Annotated in this window: 9 protein-coding genes and 1 pseudogene; 5 read left to right on the top strand and 5 right to left on the bottom strand. The window is 32.1% G+C overall.

Going from position 1 to position 10,364, the window contains the following annotated elements; all coding sequences use genetic code 11:
* Nucleotides 1–656: 656 nt before the first annotated feature.
* The 4 genes and pseudogenes from A9G44_RS03430 to A9G44_RS03420 all read left to right on the top strand — a co-directional run bounded on the left by A9G44_RS03430 (nt 657) and on the right by A9G44_RS03420 (nt 3,677).
* Nucleotides 657–2,051, top strand: coding sequence for a hypothetical protein (locus tag A9G44_RS03430; RefSeq protein ID WP_065609200.1), 1,395 nt, complete (start codon nt 657–659; stop codon nt 2,049–2,051).
* 578 nt (nt 2,052–2,629) lie between these two features.
* Complete coding sequence (gene cspE, locus A9G44_RS03425; protein WP_034909833.1) at nt 2,630–2,839, top strand: transcription antiterminator/RNA stability regulator CspE; 210 nt, start codon at nt 2,630–2,632, stop codon at nt 2,837–2,839.
* 239 nt (nt 2,840–3,078) lie between these two features.
* Nucleotides 3,079–3,174 (top strand): annotated as a pseudogene (locus A9G44_RS13955) (hypothetical protein); the annotation flags it as partial.
* A gap of 236 nt (nt 3,175–3,410) precedes the next feature.
* A complete protein-coding gene (locus A9G44_RS03420) occupies nt 3,411–3,677 on the top strand; it encodes a DUF5339 family protein (RefSeq protein WP_065609199.1) in 267 nt (88 codons plus the stop codon).
* 6 nt (nt 3,678–3,683) lie between these two features.
* Here the strand turns inward: A9G44_RS03420 and A9G44_RS03415 are convergent, their stop codons facing one another.
* From A9G44_RS03415 to A9G44_RS03405, 3 genes are all read right to left on the bottom strand, one after another.
* Entirely contained in the window at nt 3,684–4,166 is a 483-nt protein-coding gene (locus tag A9G44_RS03415) for a thermonuclease family protein (RefSeq protein WP_065609198.1), read from the bottom strand.
* A gap of 137 nt (nt 4,167–4,303) precedes the next feature.
* Nucleotides 4,304–4,825: a bifunctional 3-hydroxydecanoyl-ACP dehydratase/trans-2-decenoyl-ACP isomerase gene (gene fabA, locus A9G44_RS03410; RefSeq protein ID WP_034909831.1), complete on the bottom strand. Its 522-nt coding sequence runs from the start codon at nt 4,823–4,825 to the stop codon at nt 4,304–4,306.
* 117 nt (nt 4,826–4,942) lie between these two features.
* Entirely contained in the window at nt 4,943–6,715 is a 1,773-nt protein-coding gene (locus A9G44_RS03405) for an AAA family ATPase (RefSeq protein WP_143426295.1), read from the bottom strand.
* Between the two features lie 189 nt (nt 6,716–6,904).
* Here A9G44_RS03405 and A9G44_RS03400 point away from each other — a divergent pair, with 189 nt between their 5' ends.
* On the top strand, nt 6,905–8,677 hold the full coding sequence (locus A9G44_RS03400) for a DUF3413 domain-containing protein (RefSeq protein ID WP_065609197.1): 1,773 nt from the start codon (nt 6,905–6,907) through the stop codon (nt 8,675–8,677).
* Between the two features lie 37 nt (nt 8,678–8,714).
* Here A9G44_RS03400 and lipA read toward each other — a convergent pair whose 3' ends face one another.
* A complete protein-coding gene (gene lipA / locus A9G44_RS03395; protein WP_065609196.1) occupies nt 8,715–9,674 on the bottom strand; it encodes a lipoyl synthase in 960 nt (319 codons plus the stop codon).
* A 10-nt stretch (nt 9,675–9,684) separates the two neighbouring features.
* On the bottom strand, nt 9,685–10,305 hold the full coding sequence (gene lipB, locus A9G44_RS03390; RefSeq protein ID WP_065609195.1) for a lipoyl(octanoyl) transferase LipB: 621 nt from the start codon (nt 10,303–10,305) through the stop codon (nt 9,685–9,687).
* Nucleotides 10,306–10,364: the final 59 nt, after the last annotated feature.

Raw genomic sequence — 10,364 nt, 5'->3', positions numbered from 1 at the left:
TAAATTAATACTAGTTATTATATTGTTGATGTACGAAAATATCTAACAAAATTTTACAAACTTTTAATTCTCGATTATCAGCTTATAAATTTAACTCTATCAATATAATTCATAAATAAAAAAGTGAAATTTACAAATCTTAACAAAAAAATAAGTTTATTTACTTTAAAGCGATACGTTTTTATGTTTATAATCTAATGCATTATTTATGCTAGTTATTAGCTATTTATTTCATGCTCTAAAAATAAAATATATTAAAAAGTGAATTAGGAAAGAGTAATTAATAAATTATTAGTTACTAACTTGTTAATTTAATTTTATAAAGGCCAAAGAAAGTGGAAAATTTTTTGAAAAATGAGATAGGAAATGATACAATGAGAAGGAACGGCACACAGCACACAGCACACAGCACACAGCACACAGCACACAGCACACAGCACACAGCACACAGCACACAGCACACAGCACACAGCACACAGCACACAATTTGAACAGCTAAAAAAATCATTTTACATATATCAATTTTTTTTAAAGTTTTTATATCTTTTTTTTATCATCAAGCCTGTTTGTGCATAATATCACCCAATTCACAGATTAAACGTTATATTTTCCAAGCAATTTGGGCATTATTTGGATTAGTGATATCGAATAATGCTATGTCAGCATTATCCGCTGTGACGGTAAAAAAGATCCATGGTAGTTCACCCTATTTAACCTTTGATGGCGGCGCGACTCATGCTGATTCAGTTAGTCCCTTATTATCAGTAACATTGCCTGGAAACAAAATTGTTACTGTATCAAATGATAGCTCAAGCATGGAAAACCCATTAGTGTTAGATAAACTTTTAGCCACTTTTGCAGATATCAAGACATTAGTACCTCATAAGGATTATCCAGAAGTATTGGCAGATAAAGTCATTGATGACAATGATTATTGGAAGGATGATGATGGCGATAAACTTCATCGTGTCAATTCGAGTAAATTAAAAATAAAATGGGAAAATATAGAAGGGCAAGATATTACTGATTATGTGAAGCACAATGCTAATAGCTTACTCAATGGGTGTGATGCACCTTATAAATTGACGTTAGAAGTTGGAGATATGAGTATTGAAACAGAATATGGCATACCATCTCAAGGAGGGCATTTTACGGGAGGAAAACATACCTATTTCCTTTATCCGAAGGTGAATAAACCTAAGTTTTGTTACGCAAAACCCAATTTAGAGTTTGATTTTCACTCGGGTAAAATCCCTTATAATGGCGCGATTTCATCTATTAACGCAGGTAATGGCGAGTGGAATAAGTACAGAGGATTTTATGCTTATAATCCAGCGAATCCTGGGGCAAACTTTCCAACCACAGGCTCTCATAATTTATTTTTTTACTTGAGTGTTGCAGGAATGAAAGCACAAGAATTTATTAATACGAATGGTGATACAATTTCCAAAGGAGGAGTAACGCTCAAATTACATAGGGAAAATAGTTCTCCTACTGGTTTAGTCAAAATTACCTTAACGGGCCCAAGTTTAGAAAATCCCGGGGCTTTTATTCCTTCGACATTTTATTGGCGAGATGCAAATAATCAACCATTATATAGTTTTAAACTTGAGCGTTGGTATGTAGCTAAAAAAGGTGGTGGTGCAGGTGGGTATCAAAATGCTGTAGCATTTTGTAATAACTTTAATGGTGGAGGGTATCGGATAATAAAAGTACTTGATTTTACTAATGGAAGGGCCAGTAAAGTCAACTGGCACATAGGCATAGTTGAACCATTTTATCTGAGAAAAATTAGTTATAAAGCGAATGGTTATTGGATGGGGGGATTACTTAGTGAATGGGGGCGTATGACACAGCTTTACTATAAAGATAGTGATTGGGAATATTTTCGTGTTGGCGACCCTGTTTGGGGAGATTCTAGAGCCGCTTATTGGACTTCAGATGATCAAAATCGTTGGAGATATAACTATGTTGTAGAGGCCAATACTGGTGGTATTGGTGATAGAGATCATTCTGATCAAGACTATAGAGTAGCCTGCGTTACTCCTTAATTAGTATTTATGTTTTGAACATACATTTAATTGTAACTATTTAGCAGAAAAAAGTTCCTATCTTCTGCTAAATAGTTGTTCGCATCAAATACAGAAATTACTGATAAAGAATTATTTTACAAACATTACTGAGTTTTATTGTTAAAACCAATATTGAGCTAAAATATTTAATTGGTATCGTTGTTGCTGTAACTGGAAAGCTTCTAGCTTTTTGGTTAATATTTATTAATGAGTTAATTAATGACTCTGTTAAATATGGATTATTAACAAAATAAGCTATAAATTTATAATGTTATGTGATTGGATTAACAATTATTGATTGTTTTATTTTGGTGTTACTAATAAATCTTTTAAAAGATTGCTTGCATTAGTAAACTAATTATGAGTAAATAGACCCAAGCATACGACATGCGGATTTATTTTGTAACATTTCGATATATGTAGTTTGTAGTTTACTATACCTTAGAGATTAGTTTTCTTTAGTATATTCTTCTTAGTGTTAATAAGTAATCTAGGTTTTATGTTTTTGAATATAGTCCTTTAGGGGCTAAAGTTAATTTATTTATAGGAAGATTATTATGTCTAAGAAAACTGGTCAAGTAAAATGGTTTAACGAAAGTAAAGGTTTTGGTTTTATTTCTCCCGCTGATGGTAGCAAAGATGTATTTGTACATTTCTCTGCAATTTCTGGCGATGGATTCAAAACATTAGGTGAAGGTCAACAAGTAGAATTTTCAATTCAAGACAGTCCTCGTGGTCCTGCAGCAGCGGATGTTACCATCATCTAAGATTTATATTTTATTTTTAGTTTTGCTACCCTATCGGTAAATTGTTACTGATAGGGTATTTTCTGATAGACTTCCCGCCTTAAATTCTTTGCCATATTCTGGCTATTTCTACTATTAATTATCATTTTTCATGATATTAGCAATAAACTAATAATATAAGAAAATGAAAAGATTACTATTTATTGTGTTATTAGGCTTTTCTTCAATTACTATGGCGGATTTAACATGAATCATGTAAAACCTATTTTGATAAACTTGATAATTTAGTTAAGCTTGTTCCCGAAAATGAAGCAAGCAAACAACAAATAGAATTACAAAAAAACAAATTTCCTTGATGTCAATTGAAAAGCAAGAATTTTCATGTAAAAAGGGAATTGAACTATATACACAAATCGAACATTTAGTATTTAAAAAATAATACAAATAAATAAATGAACATGTTAAGTGATCATTATTAATTTTGTATATATAGACTTCCCTTCCAAAATTCTTTATTATATCTTGGCTATTTCAAGCATTAATTATCATTTTTAATGATATTTCTAATAAATTTATGATATAAGGGAAGAAAATGAAAAAGTTATTATTATCTGTTGCGCTATTAGGTTTTTCTACTATTTCTATGGCAGCGGATTTATCTGAATCATGTAAAACCTATTTTGATAAACTTGACAGTTTTATGAAAGCAATTCCTAAACAACAATCTGATATGATTAAACAAAGCGTAGAACTGGCTAAACAACAGATTTCGTCACTGTCTGCAGATAATCAAGTTCCAGCTTGTAGACAAGGTATGGATTTTCTTCAACAAGCTGAAGCAAATTTATTTAAAAAATAATATAATTTATCGCATATTATGACGAAAATCCCAAGGAGCTATTGGATGTTTATCTTTCCAAAGTCCTTTTTTATTTTGTTTTGCTCTAGTCTCTAATTTTACCATCATTTTGTTATTAGCTACTCCTTTATAACGGTATGCCCAAGCATAACCTTTTTCGACCATTTTGGCATTGATATTAACTTTATTTAAAAAAATAGTACCTAAGGTTCTTTTATAGATATCTTTTTTGTTTTCTTTAACAAAAACATTTTTACCAGCAATGAGTGAAGCTAAATATTTCCGTGATACATTACCATAGGCTTGTTTACTTTCAGGCGCATCGATATCAAGCAAACGAACACGGATTTTTTGTTTTTTGATAGTTAAGATATCAACTGTATCACCATCAATTACTTTGACAACTTTACCACTGAAATCAGCATAAACTAGTGTGTTTGATAAAAAAAATAAAATAATACAAATTAATAAAGGTTTTAAACGATTCATTATAAATAAAAAAGTATAAAAATTTGTAGCATTATACAGGATTTTTCATGCTATAACTAAATATGGATTTAATAAAAAAAGAGATGATGTCAACCTTACTTGTATTTAATAAGGCTGACAGAATGAGTAGCTTTACATTAAAAAGCGTTGGTATCTTGGAATAGACCTACTTTTAAATCAGAGGCTTGGTAAATAAGCTTACCATCAACAAAAACTTCGCCATCACCGATACCCATAATTAATTTGCGATTAATTACACGTTTGAAATGGATTTTATAGGTTACTTTTTTATTAGTTGGTAGTACTTGGCCAGTAAATTTTACCTCACCAACACCTAAAGCTCGGCCTTTCCCTTTACCACCAATCCAACCTAAATAAAATCCAACTAATTGCCACATAGCATCAAGCCCTAGGCAACCAGGCATAACTGGATCGTTTTTAAAATGACATTTAAAAAACCATAAATCAGGATTAATATCAAGTTCGGCTTCAACAAAACCTTTGCCAAAGTTACCTCCGTTTTCATTCATTTCGATAATACGATCCATCATTAACATTAAATCAGATGGTAATGGTGGTCCATCATGACCGAATAACTCATTATTGCCTGATTTAATCAGATCTGCTTTATCGTACGAAGATTTACGTTCAAATGTCATAAAAAAACCTTTTATTTAATGTAAATTAAAACATGTTTTGAAAAATTAAAAGTTACCTAACTTTCTTTTTCTATTCCGTAATTAATAAAATTTTGTACCAAAGTTTATTTGGTATTGTTAATTTTTGCAATATTTTTGCCATCTACTTAACCAACTATCTTGTTTTTTGTCCTGCAACAATACTGCTTGCATACGTCCATGAATCAACTGGTAAAGATTAATGCTATTTTTATCTTTATAAGGAATACCTGTTAGTAGGTAAAGCGCATCAGCAACATGTTCAACAGACCATATTGAAAACTTTCCTTGATCGATTGCTTCAATAACATCATCATTTAAACTTAAATGGCGTTGATTAGTGGCTGGAATAATTACGCCTTGTTGTCCAGTTAAACCTTGTTGTTTACAAACAGCAAAAAATCCTTCAATTTTTTCGTTCACTCCACCAATTGATTGGACATGACCAAATTGATCTACTGAACCAGTAACAGCCAATTGTTGATCAATAGGTTGTTGTGATAAAGCGCTAATGATTGCACAAAGCCCTGCAAGTGAAGCGCTGTCACCATCAATTTCACTGTAAGATTGTTCAAACACTAAAGAAGTTGAAAAAGGTAATTGATGATTGATAGCAAATTCAGACATAATAAATGCCTGCATTATCATCATTCCTTTTGAGTGAATATTACCAGCTAATTCTGTTTTGCGTTCTATATCAATTATCTCTCCATCACCAAAATGAATAAGACAACTTAGACGAGTGGGTTCACCAATCGCTTTTGGGTACCCAGGGTATTCAATTACTGATAAGCCGTTTATTTGTCCAACTACTTGATCTTTTGTATTAATCATTATTTGATTACTAAATATCTCCTCATGTAGCCTTTCTTGCAAATAATTTTCATGCCATGATTTTTGCTTTATAGCAGATGTGATGGCTGATTCATCGATTACACTATTTTGCATAAAGTGTGTAGCATTAACTAATAGCGAATTAATCCAATCTACTGAAAGAGGGAGGTAGTGTTGATCACCAGTATAGCGAGTAGCCTCTTTGTAAATTTTTGCTAAAGCTAAGGTATCAATATTGGGTAATTGTTGTTTGTTCGCAATAAAATTTAAATAATTAATCCATTGTTCGATTTGTTCTGGCGATTTGACCTGCAATTCATTTTCAAATTCAGTATAAATAGAAGTTGAATAAAATTCAGGTTCAAAATCTTGTAATTCTGCTAAACTTAATCTATCCCCAACTAAAATGATTCGTAAATCAAGTGGCATAGGAGGAATAGACAAAGGTAAAGGATGAGATTCGTCAGCTGAAACCCATTCAAACTCTTGCTTTATTACCATTTGTTTTAGTTTAGACCATAACAATGGTTGGCTAAGTAGTGAGCGAAGGCCTAAAATTAAAATGCCGCCATTAGCACGATGAACAAGTCCAGCTTGTAATTTTATAGGGCTATTTTCAGGTTGTCTAACACAACCAAATAGTTTTTCACTATCAACAGAAGATGCAAATAAACAATTGTCTTGGGCTGCAAAATTATCTTGTTTGCTCTTTGCATTGGTCAGCGTAATTTTACTTTCGCTAAAAAAATAACTATAGCCTAATGAAGGTGAAGATAAATCAGATTTAATGGCTTGTCTTAGTAAATCAAAAAAAAGCTCACTTTCAGGAGCTTTAAGCAACATAAAGCGGGGGCTATAACATACTCTTTTGGGTGGGCATAACAGTGCTAAGGCAGAGGCCAAACGTGGTTGCCACATGAGTAAATGTTCTGATTTTTCTGATTCTAATGATATTGAATTATTAGTTTTGTTTCTAAGTTCAGAAATATAGGATAAATCAGGCTGGATCTGTTTTGCGTTGAGTTGTTTAATTGCCAAAGTTTTTATCTTTTTGTTAACTTATTTCATTTTGAAATTATAACAAGTATCCGATGTATCGCCAACAGATTACCAAAATCTTTATGGTAGCAAATAAAAAATTTACAGAAAGATTTTTTAAAATAAGGTAAACTAAAACATAATTTATTGTTTATTCATCTTAATAATCACCATTAGCAACGACTTAATATGCTCAAAATCAAAAATACTTACTTCAATGACTATCGTGCCTCACAAATTGTTAGTTGGGGGCATTGGTTTACGTTGTTTAATATTTTTGTTGTAATTTTACTAGGTAGTCAATATTTATTTATTGCAGATTGGCCTCGTACTTTTATGGGGCGATTTTATGCAATTATTAGTGCAATCGGACATTTCAGCTATTTGACCTTTATTGCTTATTTGATTCTGCTTTTTCCGTTAAGTTTTTTCATTCATTCATCTAGATGGCAAAGGATTATAGCAACGGTTTTTGCAACAGTAGGTCTTTCATTACTAATTATTGATATTGAAGTTTTTTCGCATTTTAGAATGCATCTTAATTTGTCTATTTGGCAATTATTTTCATCGCAAAAAGTCACTTATTTAAGTACGGTATTTATTGCTATTCCGTTTATTTTGTTGATTGAAATTTTATTTTCGGTATGGAGCTGGAAAAAATTACGTAGCTTAAGTAAACGTAAGTGCTATGCAAAGCCTGTAGTAATTCTTTTTATTCTTTGTTTTGTTGCCTCACATTTGATTCATATTTGGGCTGATGCTAATTTTTATCGACCAATTACTATGCAGCGTTCAAGCCTACCACTTTCTTATCCTTTAACTGCTCGCCATTTTCTTGAACGTTATGGCTTTATTAAAGAAAATGGTTATCGTGATCGTGTTGCTCAAGAAGGGAATCCTTTTGCGATGGCAATTGAATATCCGTTGGGAAATATTGTTTATAATCAAAAGCCATTAAAAAATAATGTGTTAATGATTGTTATTGAAGGGTGGAATACTAATTTATTAACTAAACATATGCCGTGGTTAAATGAGTTTTCTCAAGATAATATTTTCTTTACTAATCATTATGGTGCAAGTAATCAGTCCTATTTAAATGACTTTTCATTGTTTTATGGGTTAGATCCTAACTACTATAATAGTATCCTTGTTGGACATAAACCGTCTGTATTGCTTGATGTTGTTACTAAACAGCACTACAACTTAGGTCTATTTTCGGAAGATGGTTTTGCTGAGCCTTTATATCGTTCAGCTTTGTTATCTAATTTTTCAATACCACAACCTAAAAAACAATCTAATAAACAAATAACAGAAAACTGGAGGGCTTGGCATGAAGAACAAAATAGCCTTGCTAATCATGCACCTCTGTTTTCTATAATCCAATATTCATTGGGAAGTAAAAATAAAAAAATTACAATATCAGATCTTCAATCAGAAGCTAAAAGGCTAGATCAATACATTGAATCATTAATTGCCTATTTAAAATTATCTAATGCCTATGATGATACAATTATTGTTATTACTGGTTCGAATGATATTAAAATTGATGAGGTGAAAAAAGTAGCATCGCGCAATACAAGTAGTGATTTTAAGAGAGAATCATTAAAAGTACCATTGATTATATCATGGCCGAATAAAGGAAGTGCCCAAATAACAGAAGCAACTTCGCAAACTGATATTATGCTTACATTAATGCAAGACGCATTTTATGTTACTACGCCACCTCAACAATACAGTCAAGGTAAAAACCTATTTACTCAAAAGCCTAGACAATGGCTAGTTGCTGGTGATGAAAATACTATAGCAGCACTTTATGATGATAAAACGGTTGTTTTAGATGCTTTTGGTCGTTCTAAAATTTATGATATTAATGGTAAATTGCAAAAAGAAGAAAAAATTAGCTTACCCATCTTTTTGCAAATCGTTACTGAAAATCGCCGTTTTATGGTTGTGGATAATTGATTTAGCTTTTGAGTAGAATTATAAAAAGGGGTGAAGATTACTTCACCTCTTTGCCCATTGCTTGTAAATCAGCATGATAAGATGAACGTACAAATGGCCCACAAGCTGCATGTGTGAATCCCATGTCTAATGCCGTTTGCTTTAATTCTTCAAATTCTTGTGGCGAAACATAACGTTCAACGGGTAAATGATATTTACTTGGTTGTAAATATTGACCAAGCGTCAACATAGTAACACCATGGCTGCGTAGATCTTTTAATACTTGGATTAATTCTTGATTTGTTTCGCCAAGTCCTACCATTAAGCCAGATTTTGTAGGAATTTCAGGATGTCGTTCTTTAAATGCTGCCAGTAATTTAAGTGATCCTTCATAGTTAGCGCCAGGTCGAATCCTTTTATATAAGCGAGGTATATTTTCTAAATTATGATTAAATACATCAGGTGGATTATCACTTAAGACATCAATTGCTTCATCAATACAACCACGAAAATCAGGTGTTAATGTTTCAACCTTTATATTTGGGTTTAATGCTCTGATTTCTCGAGTGCAATTAGCAAAATGGCTAGCTCCACCATCTTTTAAATCATCTCTATCAACCGAGGTAATAACAACATAGCGTAATTTCATTTCTTGAATGGTTTGCGCTAGCTTAATGGGTTCTTTACTGTCTGGCGGTAATGGTCTACCATGAGCTACATCACAAAATGGGCAACGGCGGGTACAAATATCGCCCAAAATCATAAAAGTAGCCGTGCCATGATTAAAACATTCAGCTAAATTAGGACAAGAGGCTTCTTCACAGACTGAATGTAATCCATGTTTGCGCATGGTGTTTTTAATATGTGCTATATTATCAGAGTGAGCAGATAATTTAATTCGCATCCATTCAGGTTTTTTTAGTGGTGCGACATCTTCTAAGGTTACAGTTGGAATTAAGCGTGTCTTGTCGGCATCACGATATTTCGAACTTCTGATTGTTGTTTCATTATTTTGCATAATAGGTATCTTATCTTTGAGGTAACTGCTTAATAAAATTATTAGTTAATAGTTGTTTTATCTCTTTACGGTCAATTTGAGAGACATATTCTTTTAGTTGCGTCATTTGTAATCCAGCGTAGCCACAAGGGTTAATGTTATTAAAAGGGGAAAGATCCATATCAACATTGAATGCAAGTCCATGTAAAGTGCAGCCACGACTGATATGCAAACCAAGTGAACAAATTTTTTTTTCGTTAATATAAACTCCCGGCGCATCAGACTTTGCATGAGCTATAATACCATAATGGAGCAATGTTTGAATGACACTATTTTCTAAATAACTAACTACGTCTCGGATACCTAGCTTAAGTCTTTTTAAATCAAATAAAATATACATGATTTGTTGACCTGGAGCATGATAAGTAATTTGACCACCGCGATCGGTCTGAATAACAGGAATATCTGTCTGATTTAATAAATGTTCTGCTTTACCAACTTTACCTTGGGTAAATACAGGTTCATGCTCGACTAGCCAGATTTCATCAAGAGAATGCTCATTACGTTGTTTGGTAAAGTCATGCATAGCTTGATAGGTATACACATATGGTTTAATTTTTAAGTCTTTGATTATGACATTATTAATGATCATAGTTTTTTCTGTTGTCTTCAAGTAATATTATCGAAATTTTTACAAGTATATAACAGATT

The sequence above is a fragment of the Gilliamella sp. Occ4-3 genome (assembly GCF_001690675.1).
Taxonomy (GTDB): Bacteria; Pseudomonadota; Gammaproteobacteria; order Enterobacterales; family Orbaceae; genus Gilliamella; species Gilliamella bombi.
The sequence above is the reverse complement of the archived record's forward strand: the minus strand, read 5'-3'. Positions and strand labels throughout refer to the sequence as shown.

Coding starts and splice junctions, on each gene's coding strand:
- cspE (WP_034909833.1), top strand. CDS start 2,630: ATGTCTAAGAAAACTGGTCAAGTAAAATGGTTTAACGAAAGTAAAGGT.
- A9G44_RS03430 (WP_065609200.1), top strand. CDS start 657: ATGTCAGCATTATCCGCTGTGACGGTAAAAAAGATCCATGGTAGTTCA.
- fabA (WP_034909831.1), bottom strand. CDS start 4,825: ATGACATTTGAACGTAAATCTTCGTACGATAAAGCAGATCTGATTAAA.
- lipA (WP_065609196.1), bottom strand. CDS start 9,674: ATGCAAAATAATGAAACAACAATCAGAAGTTCGAAATATCGTGATGCC.
- A9G44_RS03420 (WP_065609199.1), top strand. CDS start 3,411: ATGAAAAAGTTATTATTATCTGTTGCGCTATTAGGTTTTTCTACTATT.
- A9G44_RS03400 (WP_065609197.1), top strand. CDS start 6,905: ATGCTCAAAATCAAAAATACTTACTTCAATGACTATCGTGCCTCACAA.
- A9G44_RS03415 (WP_065609198.1), bottom strand. CDS start 4,166: ATGAATCGTTTAAAACCTTTATTAATTTGTATTATTTTATTTTTTTTA.
- lipB (WP_065609195.1), bottom strand. CDS start 10,305: ATGATCATTAATAATGTCATAATCAAAGACTTAAAAATTAAACCATAT.